Annotated in this window: 21 protein-coding genes and 1 pseudogene; 12 read left to right on the top strand and 10 right to left on the bottom strand. The window is 54.4% G+C overall.

The features are described 5' to 3' along the window. The first annotated feature begins 16 nt into the window (after nucleotides 1–16). From olsB to tsf, 4 genes are all read left to right on the top strand, one after another. The gene (gene olsB / locus ACXAEW_RS14985) at nucleotides 17–769 is read left to right on the top strand and encodes an L-ornithine N(alpha)-acyltransferase (RefSeq protein ID WP_474942081.1); all 753 of its coding nucleotides are present in this window, start codon (nucleotides 17–19) and stop codon (nucleotides 767–769) included. A 3-nt stretch (nucleotides 770–772) separates the two neighbouring features. Continuing rightward, nucleotides 773–1,597: a lyso-ornithine lipid O-acyltransferase gene (olsA, locus tag ACXAEW_RS14980; protein ID WP_474942080.1), complete on the top strand. Its 825-nt coding sequence runs from the start codon at nucleotides 773–775 to the stop codon at nucleotides 1,595–1,597. Nucleotides 1,598–1,797: 200 nt separating this feature from the next. After that, entirely contained in the window at nucleotides 1,798–2,565 is a 768-nt protein-coding gene (gene rpsB, locus ACXAEW_RS14975; protein ID WP_474942079.1) for a 30S ribosomal protein S2, read from the top strand. 81 nt (nucleotides 2,566–2,646) lie between these two features. Further along, a complete protein-coding gene (tsf, locus tag ACXAEW_RS14970; RefSeq protein ID WP_474942078.1) occupies nucleotides 2,647–3,525 on the top strand; it encodes a translation elongation factor Ts in 879 nt (292 codons plus the stop codon). A 463-nt stretch (nucleotides 3,526–3,988) separates the two neighbouring features. Here the strand turns inward: tsf and ACXAEW_RS14965 are convergent, their stop codons facing one another. Together ACXAEW_RS14965 and aroQ are read right to left on the bottom strand one after the other, a co-directional pair. Next, nucleotides 3,989–4,744, bottom strand: a complete 756-nt coding sequence (locus ACXAEW_RS14965) for an autoinducer binding domain-containing protein (RefSeq protein ID WP_474942077.1) — start codon at nucleotides 4,742–4,744, stop codon at nucleotides 3,989–3,991. Between the two features lie 3 nt (nucleotides 4,745–4,747). Further along, nucleotides 4,748–5,188 carry a type II 3-dehydroquinate dehydratase gene (gene aroQ / locus ACXAEW_RS14960; protein ID WP_474942076.1) on the bottom strand — a complete coding sequence of 147 codons (441 nt, stop codon included), beginning with the start codon at nucleotides 5,186–5,188 and terminating at the stop codon, nucleotides 4,748–4,750. A 353-nt stretch (nucleotides 5,189–5,541) separates the two neighbouring features. On the opposite strand from aroQ, the gene ACXAEW_RS14955 reads away from it, so the two are divergent. Continuing rightward, nucleotides 5,542–6,207 carry an enoyl-CoA hydratase/isomerase family protein gene (locus tag ACXAEW_RS14955; protein WP_474942075.1) on the top strand — a complete coding sequence of 222 codons (666 nt, stop codon included), beginning with the start codon at nucleotides 5,542–5,544 and terminating at the stop codon, nucleotides 6,205–6,207. Between the two features lie 32 nt (nucleotides 6,208–6,239). Continuing rightward, on the top strand, nucleotides 6,240–7,445 hold the full coding sequence (locus ACXAEW_RS14950; protein WP_474942074.1) for a serine hydrolase domain-containing protein: 1,206 nt from the start codon (nucleotides 6,240–6,242) through the stop codon (nucleotides 7,443–7,445). 530 nt (nucleotides 7,446–7,975) lie between these two features. Here ACXAEW_RS14950 and ACXAEW_RS14945 read toward each other — a convergent pair. Continuing rightward, a complete protein-coding gene (locus ACXAEW_RS14945) occupies nucleotides 7,976–8,935 on the bottom strand; it encodes an IS110 family RNA-guided transposase (protein WP_474940063.1) in 960 nt (319 codons plus the stop codon). A 384-nt stretch (nucleotides 8,936–9,319) separates the two neighbouring features. Beyond that, entirely contained in the window at nucleotides 9,320–9,613 is a 294-nt protein-coding gene (locus ACXAEW_RS14940; protein ID WP_474942073.1) for a putative quinol monooxygenase, read from the bottom strand. 121 nt (nucleotides 9,614–9,734) lie between these two features. Between ACXAEW_RS14940 and ACXAEW_RS14935 the strand changes: the two genes are divergently transcribed. The 4 genes and pseudogenes from ACXAEW_RS14935 (at nucleotide 9,735) to ACXAEW_RS14920 (ending at nucleotide 11,398) form a co-directional block, all read left to right on the top strand. After that, complete coding sequence (locus tag ACXAEW_RS14935) at nucleotides 9,735–10,628, top strand: LysR family transcriptional regulator (protein ID WP_474942072.1); 894 nt, start codon at nucleotides 9,735–9,737, stop codon at nucleotides 10,626–10,628. Between the two features lie 156 nt (nucleotides 10,629–10,784). Beyond that, the gene (locus tag ACXAEW_RS14930; RefSeq protein ID WP_474943045.1) at nucleotides 10,785–11,081 is read left to right on the top strand and encodes an IS110 family transposase; all 297 of its coding nucleotides are present in this window, start codon (nucleotides 10,785–10,787) and stop codon (nucleotides 11,079–11,081) included. After that, a pseudogene (locus ACXAEW_RS14925) lies at nucleotides 11,071–11,204 on the top strand (transposase); the annotation flags it as partial. The gene ACXAEW_RS14930 and the pseudogene ACXAEW_RS14925, both read left to right, overlap by 11 nt. Beyond that, nucleotides 11,192–11,398 carry a hypothetical protein gene (locus ACXAEW_RS14920; protein ID WP_474943079.1) on the top strand — a complete coding sequence of 69 codons (207 nt, stop codon included), beginning with the start codon at nucleotides 11,192–11,194 and terminating at the stop codon, nucleotides 11,396–11,398. The pseudogene ACXAEW_RS14925 and the gene ACXAEW_RS14920, both read left to right, overlap by 13 nt. A gap of 269 nt (nucleotides 11,399–11,667) precedes the next feature. On the opposite strand, the gene ACXAEW_RS14915 is transcribed toward ACXAEW_RS14920, so the two are convergent. From ACXAEW_RS14915 to ACXAEW_RS14905, 3 genes are read right to left on the bottom strand one after another with little or no spacing between them, the layout of a single operon-like run. Then, the gene (locus ACXAEW_RS14915; protein ID WP_474942071.1) at nucleotides 11,668–12,741 is read right to left on the bottom strand and encodes a methyltetrahydrofolate cobalamin methyltransferase; all 1,074 of its coding nucleotides are present in this window, start codon (nucleotides 12,739–12,741) and stop codon (nucleotides 11,668–11,670) included. 10 nt (nucleotides 12,742–12,751) lie between these two features. Beyond that, the gene (locus tag ACXAEW_RS14910; RefSeq protein ID WP_474942070.1) at nucleotides 12,752–13,675 is read right to left on the bottom strand and encodes a methylenetetrahydrofolate reductase; all 924 of its coding nucleotides are present in this window, start codon (nucleotides 13,673–13,675) and stop codon (nucleotides 12,752–12,754) included. 27 nt (nucleotides 13,676–13,702) lie between these two features. Beyond that, on the bottom strand, nucleotides 13,703–13,999 hold the full coding sequence (locus tag ACXAEW_RS14905; RefSeq protein ID WP_474942069.1) for a virulence factor: 297 nt from the start codon (nucleotides 13,997–13,999) through the stop codon (nucleotides 13,703–13,705). 291 nt (nucleotides 14,000–14,290) lie between these two features. Between ACXAEW_RS14905 and ACXAEW_RS14900 the strand changes: the two genes are divergently transcribed. Together ACXAEW_RS14900 and ACXAEW_RS14895 are read left to right on the top strand one after the other, a co-directional pair. Further along, nucleotides 14,291–15,403 (top strand): Ppx/GppA phosphatase family protein, encoded by a 1,113-nt coding sequence (locus ACXAEW_RS14900; RefSeq protein WP_474942068.1) that lies wholly within the window; start codon nucleotides 14,291–14,293, stop codon nucleotides 15,401–15,403. Between the two features lie 68 nt (nucleotides 15,404–15,471). Next, nucleotides 15,472–16,188: an RlmE family RNA methyltransferase gene (locus ACXAEW_RS14895; protein WP_474942067.1), complete on the top strand. Its 717-nt coding sequence runs from the start codon at nucleotides 15,472–15,474 to the stop codon at nucleotides 16,186–16,188. A gap of 29 nt (nucleotides 16,189–16,217) precedes the next feature. Here the strand turns inward: ACXAEW_RS14895 and ACXAEW_RS14890 are convergent, their stop codons facing one another. The 3 genes from ACXAEW_RS14890 to ACXAEW_RS14880 form a co-directional block, all read right to left on the bottom strand. Beyond that, the gene (locus ACXAEW_RS14890) at nucleotides 16,218–16,388 is read right to left on the bottom strand and encodes a hypothetical protein (RefSeq protein WP_474942066.1); all 171 of its coding nucleotides are present in this window, start codon (nucleotides 16,386–16,388) and stop codon (nucleotides 16,218–16,220) included. Nucleotides 16,389–16,501: 113 nt separating this feature from the next. After that, entirely contained in the window at nucleotides 16,502–17,134 is a 633-nt protein-coding gene (locus ACXAEW_RS14885) for a YihY/virulence factor BrkB family protein (protein WP_474943044.1), read from the bottom strand. A 21-nt stretch (nucleotides 17,135–17,155) separates the two neighbouring features. Further along, nucleotides 17,156–17,365, bottom strand: coding sequence for a hypothetical protein (locus ACXAEW_RS14880; RefSeq protein ID WP_474942065.1), 210 nt, complete (start codon nucleotides 17,363–17,365; stop codon nucleotides 17,156–17,158). Nucleotides 17,366–17,451: the final 86 nt, after the last annotated feature.

The raw sequence follows: 17,451 nt of genomic DNA, 5'->3' as shown, positions 1-17,451 counted from the left end.
CCGACCCGGAAGACCTATGGCTGAGCCCAAACAAGATTTTACCGTAAAGATTGCCGAAAGTGACGACGAACTGCGCGCGGCCCAAGCCTTGCGATACGATGTGTTTGTCCGCGAATTGGGCGGTGACGGCGACATGGTGGATCACGAGGCCGGTCTGGAACAGGATCGGTTCGACCCTTATTTTGACCATATGATTGCCAAGGACAATGCAACCGGGCAGGTGATCGGCGTCTATCGGCTGCTGCGCTCAGAGCAGGCGGAGAAAATCGGCCAATTCTATTCTGACGATGAATATGACCTGAGCGTGCTGCAGAATTCGGGACGCAAGATATTGGAACTGGGCCGGTCGTGCCTGCACAAGGAGTATCGCGGCGGAATGGCCATGTATCACCTGTGGAACGGTCTGTCGCAGTATGTGCTATCCCACAAGATCGAAGTGCTTTTTGGCACTGCAAGTTTTCACGGAACAGACCTTGATGCGCTTGCTGCACCCTTGTCGATGCTACATCACAACCACATGGCCCCAAAAGACCTGCGGGTGCGGGCAAAAGCCTATCAGAGCATGGATCTGATCCCGGCAGATGATCTGGATCGTCGCGCGGCGATGTTGCAAATTCCGGCTCTAATCAAGGCCTATCTGCGTCTGGGCGGTTTTATCGGTGATGGAGCCTTTGTGGACCATGCATTCAATACCACGGATGTCTGCCTGATCCTCGACACGGCGCGCATGAACGAACGTCAGCGCAAAATCTACACCGGAGAGCGCTGAGCCATGTCTGTCAGCTGGCAAAGCGACACCGCCCCGGACCCGCTTGAGATTTCGGGCCTTGGCTGGCTGCTGATCGTGCTGCGCGGCCCGGTGCTGGCACTGGTGATATTTGGCGGGCTGCTGCTCCTGTTGCTACTGCGGATGGTGGAACGTCTGTTCTTTGGCGCCAGACGTCCGGTCACCTCCCATCTTCCCAAAATGGTAAGCCGCGCCGCACTGTGGATCATGGGGTTTGACTATCGGATCAGCGGGCACGCGATGAACGAACCGGGGGCGGTTGTTGCCAACCACTCCACCTGGCTGGATATTTTCACCCTCAATGCGGCCAAACGTGTGTTTTTTGTATCCAAGGCCGAAGTTGCCAATTGGCCCGGCATCGGTTGGCTTGCCAAAGCCACAGGAACCGTTTTCATAGAGCGCAACCGCGCCAAGGCGCGCGAACAGGCCGAGCTGTTTGAAAACAGGTTAAGGTCCGGCCATAAGTTATTGTTTTTCCCAGAAGGAACTTCAACAGACGGATGCCGGGTTCTACCGTTCAAAACCACACTTTTTGCGCCGTTTCTGACCGGTGAGCTGAAGGATCATCTTGCGATTCAGCCAGTCTCGGTTGTCTATCACGCGCCGGATGGCTCCCCGGACCGGTATTATGGCTGGTGGGGGGACATGGATTTTGGGGCAAACCTGCTCAAGATCCTGGCGACCCGAAAACAGGGCAAAATCGAGGTGGTGTTTCATCCGCCGTTGAGAGCGCGTGATTTTGAAAATCGCAAAACCCTTGCTGCGGCCTGTCAGGAATTGGTCCACACAGGGTTTGGCGCGCGAAAATAAATGATCGCCTGCGCCAGAAAACCAGCTTTTTACGCCTCCAGGCGCTTGTCAAACCAAATCAACTGCACTATACGCGCGCCATTCGAACCCGCAGGTGGGGTTTGGCCTGATCAGGGGAGACATCCCTGACAGACCGCCGGTTGGATGCAAACGTGTCTAAGACCCCCGCCGAGGACTGAAACCGGAAAAGGAATAAAGGCATGGCTCTTCCTGAGTTCACCATGCGTCAGCTGCTGGAAGCTGGCGTTCACTTTGGTCACCAGACACAGCGCTGGAACCCGCGCATGGCACCGTATATCTACGGTTCGCGCAATGGCATCCACATCATGGACCTGACACAGACTGTTCCGATGCTGGACCAGGCTCTGCAAGCCGTGCGTGACACCGTTGCAAAAGGTGGCCGCGTTCTGTTCGTAGGCACCAAGCGTCAGGCCGCTGCTCCGATCGCAGAAGCCGCTGAGAAATCCGCACAGTACTTCATGAACCACCGCTGGTTGGGCGGCACGCTGACCAACTGGAAAACCGTTTCCCAGTCGATCAACCGCTTGAAGGAAATCGACGAGCGCATGGCAACCGGCGCTGAAGGCCTGACCAAGAAAGAGCGTCTGGGCATGGAACGCGACCAAGAGAAGCTGAACGCGTCTCTGGGCGGCATCCGCGAAATGGGCGGTGTTCCTGATCTTCTGTTCGTTATCGACGTTAAAAAAGAAGCGCTGGCAATTGCAGAAGCCAACAAGCTGGGCATCCCGGTTGTGGCGATTGTTGACACCAACTGCTCCCCTGATGGCGTTGACTATGTAATCCCGGGCAACGACGACGCGTCCCGTGCGATCTCGCTGTACTGCGATCTGGCAGCGCGCGCAGCTCTGGACGGCATGTCCGCTCAACTGGGTGCGGCAGGCGTCGACCTGGGCGAGTTCGAAGAAGCTCCGGTTGAAGAGGCCGTGGCTGAGGAAGTCCAAGCCTGATCTTCCTGCATGTCACATGATTGACATATGGGGCAGGGTATGACCTGCCCCAAATCCCTTTCGAATTGAGGAGAGCCAAAGATGGCAATCACTGCAGCACTCGTGAAAGAACTGCGCGACAGCACCGGCGCCGGTATGATGGACGCCAAAAAAGCGCTGACCGAAACCGATGGCGACATGGAAGCGGCAATCGACTGGTTGCGCACCAAAGGTCTGGCCAAAGCGGCGAAAAAATCCGGCCGTACCGCAGCGGAAGGTCTGGTTGCAGTTGTCGTAGATGGCGGCAAAGGTGTTGCAGTTGAAGTCAACGCTGAAACCGACTTTGTTGCGAAAAACGCTGAATTCCAGGAGATGGTGTCCGGCATCGCGACTGCAGCTCTGGGCGTTTCGGACATCGACGCGCTGAACGCAGCAGAAGTCGCTGGCAAGCCGGTTTCCGAGCTGATCACCGACAAAATCGCCACCATCGGCGAGAATATGAACCTGCGTCGCATGGCGGCTATCGAAGGTGAAACCGTTGTTGCTTATGTTCACAACGCAGCCACCGCAGGCATGGGCAAAATCGGCGTTCTGGTTGCTATGAACGGCGGTGACGAGACCATTGGTAAGCAGGTTGCAATGCACATCGCAGCTGTAAACCCGGCGGCTCTGTCCGAAGCTGACATGGACGCAGCCATCGTTGAGAAGGAAAAGCAGGTTCAGATGGACATCGCCCGCGAATCCGGCAAGCCGGAACAGGTGATCGAAAAGATGATCGTGGGCCGTATGAAGAAGTTCATCGCGGAATCCACTCTGCTGAACCAGCAGTTCGTTGTGAACCCTGACCTGACCGTTGAAGCCGCAGCAAAAGAAGCTGGTGCAACCATCACCGGTTTTGTGCGTCTGGAAGTTGGTGAAGGCATCGAAGTCGAAAAAGAAGACTTCGCAGCTGAAGTTGCAAAGGCAGCTCAGGGCGCCTAAGCCAAACTCAGTTCGAGTTTAAGAATTCAGATCCGGAGCGTTTTCCTAAAACGCTCCGGATTTTTTTGTCTGCCGTTCGGAAAAATACAGGCAAAGAGCGCTGCCGCACTGCATCGACCATGCAGCAGCTACAACGGTCCAAGCCGTTTTCTTTACGTCGCAGAGTTTCGGGAATTAAAAATAAAAAGAGGGGTCCCATTGATGGGGATATATGGGACCCCTCATGAATTCTGGTTTGGACACAGATCAATATGCACCCACGGCCAGACAAGTCCAAGAGCCCTGAAATTGCAAGGATTAGACCCGACGTTCCTTGGCCAAAGCCACCACTCACGGAACATGCGCATTATGTTACTATATCTTTCAGGACTGTAGTAGTGATTTCCTTACCATTAGCGCAATCTGTGCTAAAAACCTGATTATTTTTCTTAGCCCTTTAAAAACAGCCCCTTACGCATCACCTTTAAGCTTCGATTTGATAGATCTGATTGCTCAGGGCTGCTTTCAGAACCGCCTGCGCCGTTGTGTCGACGCACAGGGCCTCACGCGCAAGACGAAGGTGTTTTTCAATCGTCGCAGTGGTTAAGCCCATAATGGTTGCAATATCCTGTGTGGTCTTGCCGTCTCCAACCCACTGCAAGGCTTCGCGTTGACGCTTGGTCAAGCTTCGATTTGGCGGCACATAGGGCAGGGTGAGGATCTTCAGGTGAACAATCTTGTTTATCAGCTCAATATCCGCGCCGTGTTCGTGCCACAGCGCGTCAACCTGCAGCTGCGATATGCCGCTGCGCGCCGCCAGGGAAACCGCCCCCTTGAAGCGCGACGAAAACGAAAAGAAACTGATCGTATATCCCGCGGTCATTTGCATTTTGCGGTTAAAATCCCAGACTTCCATGGCCTTAGAGGTCAATTCTCCCTTGCTCATCAACGAATGTGCCAGCCCCCAGCTGCAGGCACCTTCATTCTCAAGCGCCCATTTCACCATCGGCGCATGAAAATAAAGCCCTTTGCGCAGGAAACCGTCCATATAGGCCTTGTCGTGATTTGACAGGATCAGGAAATCGTCCGGATCCCCAAGGGAGTTTGCAACCTTGTGACGCGTGTAGCCATAAAGCACCCGGTCAAAACCATACTCTTCCATCTTTTCCTGAAAGCCTTTCCACAGCTGTTCAAGACTTCTGCAGTCGGCAACAAACGACAGGAATTCAATAACGCTCATAGCTTATTCGGTTCCCAGCTGAGACATCAGCGCATCAATAGCCATCAGATACCCAAAAGAGCCAAAGCCACAGATCTGCCCAACCACAGCGCGGGAAATATAGGATTTGTGACGGAACTCCTCACGGGCGTGAATGTTCGAGAGATGGACCTCAACCGTCGGCACTTCGACCGAGAAGATCGCATCCATCAGGGCAACCGACGTATGCGTATAGGCGCCTGCGTTTAGGATAATACCGTCCTGGGGTCCTTTGGCCGCATGGATCTGATCGATCAGCTCACCTTCATGATTGGACTGGTAGAAGCTGATCGCCGCGCCTTTGCTTGTCCCATGCGCACGACATTTGTCTTCGACCATAGCCAAAGTCTCACTGCCGTATACTTCGGGTTGGCGTGTGCCCAACAGGTTGAGGTTAGGCCCATTCAGGATCAAAAGCTTTGTCATTGGTTCTTCCATTTTTGTTGTGCCGCAGATCAGGGCAATGCCGCCAATCGCCGATGCCGCTTATCCCCAAAGCTGTAAAGACATCAGCGTCACCGACACATATTAACCTCCTTGGCATGCCAAAGCCCAGAGTCGTCAAGGTCTTTATTTCGACTATAGCGCGAACAGCCAAGGCAGGTTGGAGACATAAATCGTGGACCTGCAGCATTTTTCTGCGCCGCAATGCGTATTCGTAAGGCTTTGAACATCTTCAACTGGCATGAAATTGCCACTGCGTGGTTTTACCTACGGCGAAAGACCTCGACCCAAGGGGGATCACCGCGCTAGATGGAATAATCAGCGGAGAATACGCTATGACGTCGCAAGAATGGTTGAACCAAAGGGATCACGGGGCAGGGATCGTCGAACTGCAGCTTGGCAATGGTCCGTCAAATGCGTTTACCGCCCCGTTTTTACTGGATTTCACATCGCAGATTGACCGTTTGGACACCTCGGAGGAGGTTGCGGTCATTATGATCAGCAGCCCCTTCAAAGCGTTTTCCACGGGAACAGAAAACGACCAGAATACGCATGATTTTAAAGACGCGATGGATCAAGCGCTGCTTACTCTGTTTTCCTGCAAGACACCAACCGTTGCTGTTGTAAATGGTGACATACACGGTCCCGGGCTGAGCTTGGTTTTGACTTGTGATACTCGGATCGGGGTGGTCAAATCAGGGTATAGTTTCAACGCCGTTCAAAGCGGGCTTGAACTCAGCCCTGTAGAAACCGTTTTGGTCACCCAAATGCTGGATCCCAATGTGGTGCGACGTCTGCTGTTGACCGGGCAGACCATCGGGCCGGTTGCGGCACGCAACTATGGTCTTATCGACATTGTCGCCGAAGACCAGGAAGATCTGTGGATGTACGCATTGCGGGAGGCCAAGGCGATTTCAGCGCTACCAGCCGACAATTTTGCCCGCACAAAAAACACAATACGCGCCACCATTCTTGAAACCATGCGGGCGGCATCGGGCTGACCCGTCCCAATTAGGAAAGTAATTTTGGCGATATGCCTTTTAAAGTCATTACCGATTGGCAGAGGTCATATATCGACTCCGGCAAATATGCGGGAAGTTCCGTCCTGATCCATCAAGGTGGCAAAGAGCGGTTCTTCTCAGCCGTCGGACTGCGGGATATCGAGCGCAATCAACCGTTTACACGCGACACGGTGGTGCGGCTCTATTCGATGACCAAACCGGTCACATCGCTGGCCATACTGATGTTGGTGGAACGCGGCGAACTGAAGCTGGACACACCGCTTGATGCTATCCTGCCAGAGTTTTCCAACCCTAAAACCTTGCGTCCACACGCAACGCACATCGACCAAACAGAGCCAGGCCAAGCCCCGACAATCCTGCACCTTCTGACCCATCAGGCCGGTTTTTCCTATGCGTTTAATACAGGTCTGCTGCCACAGGCGATGAAGGAAAGCAGCTTCACGTTAAATGCCGACAAAGGCGCGCTGGAGCAACAAATTAGAGAACTGGCCAAACTGCCTTTGGCATTTCACCCGGGTCAGCGCTGGGAATATTCAACTGCGATCGACATTCTGGGCCGCGTCATCGAGGTCATCACCGGTCAAAGCCTGGCAGAGTTTTTGCACCAAGAAATCCTGAGCGTTCTGGGGATGAATGAAACGGGCTTTTGTGTGCAAAAGCATCAAAAGGATCGATTTGCGGCCCTGTATTCCGTCGGAGAGGAAGCCGGGTTCAACGTAGATGCAGTCACATCTGAGACTGCAAAACTGCACCTTTCGGAGGCCCGCGAAAACTCGGCTTTCATGCGCACATCTCTTTACTCCGGCGGTGGAGGTCTGGTTGGCACGATCGACGATTATGCCAAATTTACCAATATGTTGCTGTGTGATGGCAAAGTTGATCAGCAGCAGCTTATCAACCCGGAAACAGCCCGCATCATGCGACAGAACCATCTGCCGGGAGAGATTGCGGACATGGGCCCAACAAGCTTTGCGGAACAACCGATGAAAGGTATGGGTTTTGGATTGGGTGGTTCTGTTTTGCTGGATCCGGAACGTGCGGAAACTGCAGGCTCTGTTGGTGATTTCAGCTGGGGCGGTATCGCATCGACATATTTCTGGATCGACCCGGCACAACAGCTGTCTGTTATCTTCTTTACGCAGTTACTGCCATCCAGCGCATATCCATCGCGTGCAGAACTAAAATCGTTGGTTTCGGACGCATTGGCCAGTCAATAATATACATAATACACATTACGCAATAATACCCTGTAGCCGGGTGGTTTCACAAACGAAGTGCAAATCTGGATGAACGACGCAAGTTTGCAAAGTGGCTTGAAACCAAAATGCCGGTCTCGGAAACTGCGAGTTTTCATCGCTGAGAGATTGGGCGCGCCCCGTCTACGATCTACCGGGATATCAAACGGAACCGACATACGCACGATGAACTGCCAGAACTGAACGGCTACAGCGCCGCGCCATTCATCGAAAGATGCTCGTGCACCCTGAACTGAAGGAAGCCATCGAAGACCGTTTGAAGGCTGGATGGTCGCTTTAACAGATCGCAGGCAGGATGCGGCTTGATGATCCAACCATTACACCTGGGTCCACTATCCGGAGGAACCGGATCAAACGTTACGGCCCTGCCTCCGAAACCCGGCACTGCTGGAGGTCTACGGCGACAGAAAATGGCTCTTCGGCAGCTCCGACCCGGACAGATCAGCCGACCGAAGTGGATCGGCAGCTCAAGCTGCCAGCAACTGTATTTATCATACATTCTGAGGAGCCCAGTTTTGTCGTGATTTGACGAGTGCGTTGGCGATTGTGATGTGCTTTCGGGCGACTGCCGTGATTACGACCTTGTGCGGTTTTCCAGCAACGCGCAGACGATCGGCGAAGGTCTTGAGAACCGGATTGTGGTGACTGGCGACGAGCGCGGATTGGAACATCACATGCCTCAGCAGTCGCCGACCACCGCCGATGGTGCGCTTGCCCCGCATCGCGCCGCTGTCATGTGCGATTGGCGCAAGGCCTGTCAGCGCGGCAGCTTGCTCACCAGTGATCTGTCCGAGTTCCGGCATCTCTGCGATCAGCATCGTGCTTGCCACGGGGCCGATACCGGGAACAGAACGCAAGATGTCGGCGGTCCTTGCAAGGCTCTCATCGGTTGCAATGGTCTGTTCGATCCGGGCTTCAAGCTCAGCGATCTGACGATCCAGCAGGTTTTTCAATTCGCCGTTCATGGCTTCGAACATGTCAGCCGAACCCTGCTTGTCATGTGCCTTGATCTGAGCCAGTAGCCGCTTTCGTGTCTCGACGAGTTGACCGCGCTTTGACATCAAGGCTCTGAGAAAGCGTATCTTTTCATGTGGGATGGTGCGCCCGGCTTCAGGTCTGAAAACCATGAAAAGTGCAATCAACTTAGCGTCGTTTCCGTCCGTCTTGGCGCGCGTGCCCCGGCTCGCGGCGAAGGCCTTGACCTGCGCGGGTGGCAATTGCCGTGTCTTGATCCCCGCGGCATCCAGTGCAGCCCATAACCTCCACTCCTGTCCCCCTGTGGCCTCAAAGCACACCAATGCGCGTTCGCACAGAGCCATCTCACTCAACCGTTCATGTCCTTCGTCGGTATTTGGCAGTCGCTGACTGCAGTTGGAGGGCAAAATGTGAATGTCCAACCAATCGCGACTGACATCTATGCCGATGATTGCGTCCTGTGTTAATCTTTCCATGTTCTCTTCCTTCTGATCCGTGGTCCTGATCGGCCACATGCAACTGTTCGAGACTATGAAGAGAGACGGTGCTGGCTCGCTAGCAAACGTGGTCAACCCCACAAGGCTCAGACGCCATACACCGCCCCGTCAGCAACCTCGGCCAAGGCAGCTGACGGGGGCAACATAGCAAAGACGAGATACAGAAGGTTCAGAGCACCCCCCCACCAAGCCTTGAGCCACTATCCCCATAGCACCAAAATCCGCCTGCGCTTTCCTCCTTGTCAGATTTATCGCCGCTGCAGTTCACGCTGACAGCAGCCACAAACCTTGGACTTTGCTGCGGTTCCGCATACTTGCGTCAACGGCTGGTTTCCAAGAATGATGGCTGGCCACCGCGATCGATTAGAAATGTGCTAGGACGACACTTGTCGGTTGCTCCGCGAGCATTTTCTCAAGGCCAGCCCACGCGCCTGATGCGACCAGATTATTGATATGTGCTGCATGCTTGTCTGCGCTTTCCCAATCTTCAATGAGCATAAACACCGCTGGGTCGTCGTGGTGTGTCATTACGCGAACACCTGTACACCCATCTACCAAAGGCAATTCGCTCTTAACCGATTGCATAGCTTCGGTGAAGGCTGTGAGATGCTCTGACTTCGGTTTGAAAGTTACCGCAACGATATGGTTTTTTTTCATGAGGATGATGTCCTTTGTTACTTTGAGTTCCAATAATGAAAATGACACACAAGCTTTATTTCACTAATTCGCTTACTATTTACGTTGGTGTTAACCCATTTTCGACGGCAATATCCGAAACATGTCTTTCAAAAACAAAATACAAAACTGGGATGATCTCCGACTTTTTCTGGCTGTTGCTCAAGAAGGCGGATTGGTTGGTGCGGCGGTAACTTCGGGGTCAAGTTCGCCGACGTTGAGCCGCAGGATGCGACACCTGGAAGACACCCTGGATGTCCAGCTCTTTGACAGAACCTCAACCGGATATGACCTTACCTCCCACGGTCGCGAGCTTCTTAGTAGAGTTCTGGAAATGGATGGGCAGTCGAAGTCGATTCAAACGTGGCTTTCGCAACTTGATCATCGACCAGTTGTACGGGTCACGGCAGGCTTTTGGACAAGCGTCTTTTTGGCACGACACTTGAGAGACATTTCAACGGGCTCCACTGGACCTCGAATTGAGCTGCTAACAGGTGCGAATTTCCTCAACATGTCGCGACGTGAAGCGGATATTGCCGTGCGCAACAAAGTTCCCGACAATCAAGGGGTAACGAAGAAGCGGATCGGCCGTGTTAGTTTTGCGATTTATGGATCAATCGAATACTGCGCCTCGCATCCAGACGCATTTGCGGATCATCGCTACGCGCGCTGTGATTGGGTCGTCCCATCCGTCGCTGGGGGAACCGGCACCTCATCCTTTTGGTTGCGGCAGCAGGTCGGTGGCACGGCGGCCCTAATTTGCGATTCACCTCAAGCGGTTTTGGAGGCGGCGGCGGCAGGCGTGGGGCTGTGTATTCTTCCAGTGTTCATTGGCTCATCAGAGCCACGTCTACAGCAATGTTCGCCCCCAATAGAAAGCATCGAACATACGCAATGGTTGGTCAAACACCAAGACGACGGAAATCTTACTCACGTTCGAAAAGTCTTTCGCAAGATTGACTCCCTGTTTGAACAGCACAGGGCGTCATTTCATTAGATTGGCGTGAAGCTGGAAGGCTATACGCATTCCGGTAATTCATCGGCAATGCGGCATCTGTGATCTATAGGATGTGTCGGCTGCGTGCTGCCCAAGAAGTTAACGCGGTTGGCGTTGAAGTCGACGTTTAAAAAGATTCCACGCTGTATTGTCGGCATGAAAGCCTGCATGAGCGCGCATTTTGTCAGTCGCACGTTGCGAGAGCTGGGTTTTGAGCCCCGGATCATCCGGGCGATCTATGTGAAGCCATTCAACAAGGGCCAGAAGAACGATTACAACGACGCAGAGGCCATTGCGGAAGCAGCATTGCGCCCGAACCTGCGGACGGTGACGGAGAAAGCCAGGACCCGTTGGACCTGCCGGGTTAGGTCGAGGCTGGTGGCACGCCGCACCTCCATCATCAATCAGATCCGGGCGTTCCTGATCGAGCAAGGCATCACCGTGCGGGCGTGACTTCGCGGCGTGGCTCGGCCTCGTCCCGCGTCAGTTCAGCACGGGTGGGCGCACCATCCTTGGTCGGATCAGTAAACGTGGCAATGGATATCTCAGGATTCTGTTGGTGCATGCAAGCCGCTAATGTCATTCTCATGCGGCCGCACCGCTGGGATGCGATCGGTCTTGGCCCATGGCTGCGAGGGTTTGTGAGTTGGATGCCGCACAACAAGGCTGCTGTTGCGCTGGCCAACAAACTGGCGCGCACGACCTGGAGCGTTCTGCGTCATGTCAAAAAATACACGGTCATCGGAGATGAGGCTTTGGTCGCAATCTGACGCGCCCGAAGTCAAAAAGATGTTCGCGAAGGAGAATAACTTGGAACAGAGACAATACGCCCCCAGAATCTGAGAGCCCAAATGCTCGTCATCGACCTGGTCACGAATGAGATCAAGGCGTGTGCGTAACCCACAAATGGCCACGGCCCGCGAGCCGATAAACTCTATGTATGCCCTAGTGGCCGCTTTCTGCTCTGGATACACAAAGAAAAAGCCAGGCGCGTAAATGGCCCGGCTTTTTCTTCAGCTGTTTTTGAGTTCCTGGGGAATCAGCCGCGACGGCGGCGGCCACCTCCGCGACGACCGCGACCGGATGCGCCGTCTTCGTCACTTTTGTTGAAGCGGATCCACTCTGCGCCGCCTTCATCGTTATTGGTCAGGAAATTAGCAGCGCGGATGGCTTCCATTTCCTTGCCCGCGCGTGGTTTGGTCGAGCCCATGCCAAAGAGTTTCACAAAAGTCTCGTCATCCATACCCTCAGGCAGAATGACACCAGCTGCGGCGAGTTCTTCCTTTTTCGCCGCGATCTTCTTGGGGCCAACAGGCAAAGCAACCGGGTTCATGATCGCAGACGTCATCCCGGTGGCCATTGCCATCGGCAGGAAAGCATTGTTGATTCCATGTCGGTTCGGCAGTCCGAAAGAGATGTTGGAAGCGCCGCAGGTGGTGTTCACGCCCAGCTCCATCCGCAGACGACGGTTCAGTTCAAACACCTGAAGTCCCGCAGTTCCCATTGCGCCAATGGGCATAACCAGCGGATCCACAACGATATCATGCGCTGGGATGCCAAAATCGGCGGCGCGTTGAACGATCTTTTTTGCAACCGCAAATCGGACCTCGGGATCTTCTGAAATACCGGTGTCGTCATTGGAAATGGCGACAACTGGCACATTGTATTTCTTGACCAGAGGAAGAACAAGTTCCAGACGTTCTTCTTCACCGGTGACCGAGTTCAGCAGCGGACGGCCTTCGGCCGCTTCCAAACCGGCTTCCAATGCGCCAGGAACCGACGAGTCGATGCACAGCGGACAATCCGTCACAGCCTGAACCGTCTTGATCAACTTCGTCATCAGGTCCGGTTCAACAAAGTTGTTGTCCGCATACCGCGGATCTTCGGCCATCTTATTCGAAAAGACTGCCCCGGAGTTCACATCCAGAACCGTTGCCCCGGCTGCAACCTGCGCCAGTGCATCGGCCTCCACACGTGAAAAATCATCGCGCTCCAGTTCTTCGTTCAGGATCTTGCGACCGGTCGGATTGATACGCTCACCGATAACTGTGAACGGCTGATCGAAACCGATAATCGTGGTTTTCGTTTTCGATTCAATAACAGTACGGGTCATAGTTGATCCTTTAAGAGTTCACAGGTTTAGCAGATGAGCCACCATTGTTGATAGCCCAGGTCGCATTTGTCTTGATCCCGCCCAGCGGGAAGAAATGAACATTGGTGATATTGAAGTCTGGGTTTGCCGCCTTGTGAGCAGCCAATTCGGCAAGCACGTCTGTCGGCTCATACGGCAAGAGCAGTTTGCTCACGTCCATGGCCCGTTTTTGCAGAACCCTCAACGACGGCCCTACCCCGCAAGCGATGGCAAATTTGATCAGAGTTTGCAGCTTGGCCGGACCCGCAATCCCGATGTGCACCGGAATGTCGACACCCGCCTCTTTGATGGCATTGGCCCATTCGATAATCGGCTTGGCATCAAAGGCAAACTGCGTTGCCAGCGCCATTTTGGCGTCGGTGGTTTCCGAGAATTTCTGTTTCCAAAGAAGCGCTTCGGTGACGTTTTTCAGGGAGCCATCCGGATCAATGTCCTTATTTCCTTCGGGGTGGCCTGCAACGTGCAGATTGGTGAACCCTGCCTTGTCAAACAAGCCGGTTTCCAACAGCTGCATTGAAGAGTGGAATTCGCCATGGGGCTTGTCCACGCCCCCTGCCAGCAGCAGCGCCTGCTTGACGTCTGCCTCACCCTGATAGCGTGCGATCCAATCCGCCAGCGTCGTCTTATCCTTGATGATGCGCGCCGGGAAATGCGGCATAACCGAGTATCCTTCAGCGTTGATACGCTTGGCGGTCTCGACCATGTCTTCAATCGGGGTGCCGTCGATATGAGCGATATAGACACGGGTACCTGCTGGCAAAAGCTCCCGGAAATCTTCGACTTTGGAGGCCGTACGCGGCATAACCTCGATCGAATAGCCCTGCAGAAAGGCCTCAACCTCCGGGTTGACCGGCTGTGCACCGCTGTCGCGTTTCTTGAAGTTCAGCAAAGCCATCGCGGCCTCCCACAAATATCCCAAGGCTTACGCCCATCCGTCGTTGGCAATCAGAACCTTTAGACGCTCCTGATCATACTCCTGCTCCAGACGAGAGGCCTCGGCTTCGGCAACGACATCCGCCGCGCCTTCCACCACATAAGGAGCAGCCTTGCGCCATTCCGCCAGATAGGCATCCGCATCTTTTGCGCCAACCTTCATGGCTGCCCGGTCGATCGCTTGCTCGAACCGTTCATCCAGGACCCGTTTGGTGCCGCGACGGCCTTTGCCAACAATGACCTGCGCCGGGATATCCCGCCAGTAAACAATTGTGACGTCCGGCATGGCTCTGATCCCCTTATTCGTCTGGGTACTTGTGGTTTTTAAGGCGCACTGCAACCGGGCGTGCGTCGGTTTTCGACACGCCAGAGGTTTTCAGCGACCTTTCGACGGATCGTGAAATACGCGGAATGCGTTTGGAAATCCAGCACAAGCAAGGCTCATAATCTTCACACTCTTCATGAAAGTCTTTGGGGTTGGTGCCTGCGATTTGCACATAATCTCGTCTCCCGCGCTTGCGCCAAGACAAGTGGCACCATATTCTATTGATAACACGATAATCGGAGGGCGTGAATCATGGCGCCCAGGCGTTCGAAAGGTGCCCGTGCGTTTCCCCGCGCGGTTGAGACAACGGCACCTGCCCGTCCAGACCCAGATGCCCTTTATGCGGCTTTGGATCTGGGAACAAATAGTTGCAGGATGCTCATTGCCCAGCCAAAGGGCAGCGGGTTTCATGTTGTTGATAGCTTTTCCAAATCGGTTCAATTGGGGGCCGGTCTGGAAAAAACCGGGCGTTTGTCGCGCGGATCAATGGCGCGCACCATCCAAGCCCTGCGTATCTGCCAGAAAAAGCTGAAACGCCATCGGGTGCGCAATATGCGCCTCGTGGCAACAGAGGCTTGTCGGCGTGCCAGAAATGCCAAAGACTTCATCCATCAGGTGCGCTGTGAAACGGGGTTGAGGCTCGAAATCATCAAGCCCGAGGAAGAAGCACGTCTGGCCGTGATTTCATGTGCACCGCTGGTGTCAACCAAGACCGAGCAGCTTTTGGTTGTCGATATTGGCGGTGGCTCGACGGAGCTGGTGTGGATTGACCTGTCCTCCGTGCCGCGGCGGGACCGTCCCTCGGCCATCATGCGGCTTCAGGCGGGGTTTCAGATCATTGACTCCCCCTTTCCAGCCGCAAAGGTCGTCGACTGGATCAGTGTTCCCCTGGGGGTCGCGACACTGCGCGACCAGTTCAACGATGTTGAAGACGACTCTGCGCGTTTTGCCTTGATGAGCTGGTTTTTCGAAGAAAGCCTCGCCAATTTTGCTCCCTACAAGGACGAGCAAGACCGCGAAGGCTTTCAGATCGTTGGCACATCGGGAACCGTCACAACCGTGGCTGCCTCCCATTTGGGGCTTAAACGGTATGACAGGACCAAGGTCGACGGGTTAAGGATGACGTCGGATCAGATTGACAAAGTCATACGCGGGTATCTAGACCTCGGTCCTAACGGACGCCGCCATGATCCCCGGATTGGCGACGACCGGCAGGCTTTGATCATGTCGGGTTCAGCCATTCTGCAGACGTTGCTACGGTGCTGGCCCACGGATCGCCTGTCTGTTGCGGACCGGGGGCTGCGTGAAGGGCTGCTTTATGCCCAGATGAGCGCGGATGGTGTTCTGGAAGATGGGCCGTTCTGACCCAAATCCAACGAATAAAGACATGTGATCAAGTGGCCGCCAAACGCCGCTTTGAAAATGGTGATGATATGGCAAAAACGCCAACTGGAAAGAACACATCTGGCCGAGGTCAGCGCGACCTGAAGGTCAAGGTAAAGTCAGCCCGTGGGCGCAAGCTCAGCTCGACCCGCTGGTTGCAACGGCAGCTGAACGACCCTTATGTCCGTCGCGCCCAGCAGGAAGGCTATCGCGGGCGCGCGGCCTATAAGATCATGGAACTGGACGATAAATACCGGTTCCTGGTGCCTGGTGCGCGGATTGTGGACCTCGGCTGTGCGCCCGGCGGCTGGAGTCAGGTTGCGGTCAAACGGATCAATGCTTTGGGTGAAAAATCCGGCAAAGCCGTGGGCAGGATCGTCGGAGTTGATCTTCAAGAGGTCGAGCCCTTGGCAGGTGCGGAATTTCATCAGCTCGACTTTATGGATGACGGCGCCGATGACCAGGTCAAAGCCTGGCTGGGGGGGACTGCGGATGTTGTTATGTCAGACATGGCCGCAGCAAGTTCCGGGCACAAGCAAACAGATCACCTGCGGATCATTTCCCTTTGCGAAACAGCGGCTTACTTTGCCTTTGACGTGTTGGAAGTGGGTGGCACCTTTGTTGCCAAGGTCCTTGCAGGCGGCGCCGAGGGCGAGCTTCAGAAACTATTGAAGCAAAAATTCGACAAGGTGATGAACGTCAAACCACCCTCCTCCCGCTCGGACAGTTCCGAGAAATTCGTGGTGGCCATGGGCTTTCGCGGCTGATCCGACTGGACAGCCGCGCGCTGCATTCATTAACGTAGGGCGCGCGCGGTCAAAGACTGCTTGGCCAGTTCCCGCTGGATACGCGACAGATCATCTTCGTCCTCGGTCAGTGACCAGATCCGAACCGGCTCGTTCACACCTTTTGACCGGATGTCGGCTGCGGATTTCAGAGCTTTGAGAGTCTGTGTTATGAACGACATGGGCTTTTTCCAAACTGCTGCTGTATCTCTGCAATTTGTCTAAAATCCGACTGTGGACGTCTTATGGCCCAATTGTGGCAAAACTGCCTTATTGTTCTCGCTTTGGAAACAAATCACCCTACGGGCGGTTGGGATCCGTCTTGCCGCAGTGACATCAATGCACCGTTCAGCTCTGCTCCCAGGATCAGAATGGCGGCATTGAGGTAGAGAAACACAAGCGCAACCATCGCCCCCGCCAGCCCCGCATAAGTCGCGGAATACTGTGCGAAACCCGCGACATAGAAGGCAAAACAAAGCCCTGCACCCCACCAGAGAACAACGGTAAACGCAACCCCTGCCCCAAGATCCGCCAGACTGTGCAGCCGGTCGGGCAAGGCCAAATGGCAGATCAAAACCGCAGCAATCGGCACAACAAGCACGAGAATACCGTTCAGGCCATTTTCCCAGCTGTCAACAAACCCGGGGCTCATCAGCGGCATCCGATCTGCCAGATAATGAATAGACAATGGCAAAAGCACCTCAAACAACGCTGCGGCCAACAGGCCCAGCCCGCCAAGGATAACAATAACCACACAGATCAACCGCGCCTTCCAATATGGTCTGCGATCGTCTTCATGATAGGCAGATACCATCGCCAAACGGACCGCATCAACACCGTTGGATGCGAAGTAAAGCGTCAATACCCCGCTGAATGTCACCAACTGCAGGCCCGAATTCTGCAAAACTGCAACCACTTCCTGTTTGATCGGTCCTGCAACGGCCGCAGGCTAAGACCCAAACAGAAGATCAAGAATATTCTCGATATCAACGTCTTGCGCCGAAAACTCAGCAATCGCCCCGGCGAGGGAAACCGTGAACAGCGCAAAAGGAAACAGTGCCAGCATCATTGACATGGCAATATGGCTGCTGAGCACCCAGCCGTTCTTTTGATTAAAGCGCTTTGCCGCCAGCAACACGGCCCGAAAGAACAATCCCAAGGTCACCTCTCCCATCACAATGGCGCGACCACAGTGGCGAATCCGTATGCGCGCGCATTTGACACTTTCTTTTCCATGCCAGTGCC

Source organism: Epibacterium sp. ABZ3_068 (assembly GCF_056159265.1).
This window is presented reverse-complemented; position numbering and strand designations above follow the sequence as displayed.

What these genes read in the sequence shown, in the direction of transcription:
- ACXAEW_RS14895 (WP_474942067.1), top strand. Translation starts at nt 15,472, where the DNA reads ATGGCAAAAACGCCAACTGGAAAGAACACATCTGGCCGAGGTCAGCGC.
- ACXAEW_RS14915 (WP_474942071.1), bottom strand. Translation starts at nt 12,741, where the DNA reads ATGACCCGTACTGTTATTGAATCGAAAACGAAAACCACGATTATCGGT.
- ACXAEW_RS14910 (WP_474942070.1), bottom strand. Translation starts at nt 13,675, where the DNA reads ATGGCTTTGCTGAACTTCAAGAAACGCGACAGCGGTGCACAGCCGGTC.
- ACXAEW_RS14955 (WP_474942075.1), top strand. Translation starts at nt 5,542, where the DNA reads ATGACGTCGCAAGAATGGTTGAACCAAAGGGATCACGGGGCAGGGATC.
- ACXAEW_RS14905 (WP_474942069.1), bottom strand. Translation starts at nt 13,999, where the DNA reads ATGCCGGACGTCACAATTGTTTACTGGCGGGATATCCCGGCGCAGGTC.
- tsf (WP_474942078.1), top strand. Translation starts at nt 2,647, where the DNA reads ATGGCAATCACTGCAGCACTCGTGAAAGAACTGCGCGACAGCACCGGC.
- olsB (WP_474942081.1), top strand. Translation starts at nt 17, where the DNA reads ATGGCTGAGCCCAAACAAGATTTTACCGTAAAGATTGCCGAAAGTGAC.
- ACXAEW_RS14965 (WP_474942077.1), bottom strand. Translation starts at nt 4,744, where the DNA reads ATGAGCGTTATTGAATTCCTGTCGTTTGTTGCCGACTGCAGAAGTCTT.
- ACXAEW_RS14900 (WP_474942068.1), top strand. Translation starts at nt 14,291, where the DNA reads ATGGCGCCCAGGCGTTCGAAAGGTGCCCGTGCGTTTCCCCGCGCGGTT.
- aroQ (WP_474942076.1), bottom strand. Translation starts at nt 5,188, where the DNA reads ATGACAAAGCTTTTGATCCTGAATGGGCCTAACCTCAACCTGTTGGGC.
- ACXAEW_RS14935 (WP_474942072.1), top strand. Translation starts at nt 9,735, where the DNA reads ATGTCTTTCAAAAACAAAATACAAAACTGGGATGATCTCCGACTTTTT.
- olsA (WP_474942080.1), top strand. Translation starts at nt 773, where the DNA reads ATGTCTGTCAGCTGGCAAAGCGACACCGCCCCGGACCCGCTTGAGATT.
- ACXAEW_RS14890 (WP_474942066.1), bottom strand. Translation starts at nt 16,388, where the DNA reads ATGTCGTTCATAACACAGACTCTCAAAGCTCTGAAATCCGCAGCCGAC.
- ACXAEW_RS14945 (WP_474940063.1), bottom strand. Translation starts at nt 8,935, where the DNA reads ATGGAAAGATTAACACAGGACGCAATCATCGGCATAGATGTCAGTCGC.
- ACXAEW_RS14930 (WP_474943045.1), top strand. Translation starts at nt 10,785, where the DNA reads ATGAAAGCCTGCATGAGCGCGCATTTTGTCAGTCGCACGTTGCGAGAG.
- ACXAEW_RS14950 (WP_474942074.1), top strand. Translation starts at nt 6,240, where the DNA reads ATGCCTTTTAAAGTCATTACCGATTGGCAGAGGTCATATATCGACTCC.
- ACXAEW_RS14920 (WP_474943079.1), top strand. Translation starts at nt 11,192, where the DNA reads ATGCAAGCCGCTAATGTCATTCTCATGCGGCCGCACCGCTGGGATGCG.
- ACXAEW_RS14940 (WP_474942073.1), bottom strand. Translation starts at nt 9,613, where the DNA reads ATGAAAAAAAACCATATCGTTGCGGTAACTTTCAAACCGAAGTCAGAG.
- rpsB (WP_474942079.1), top strand. Translation starts at nt 1,798, where the DNA reads ATGGCTCTTCCTGAGTTCACCATGCGTCAGCTGCTGGAAGCTGGCGTT.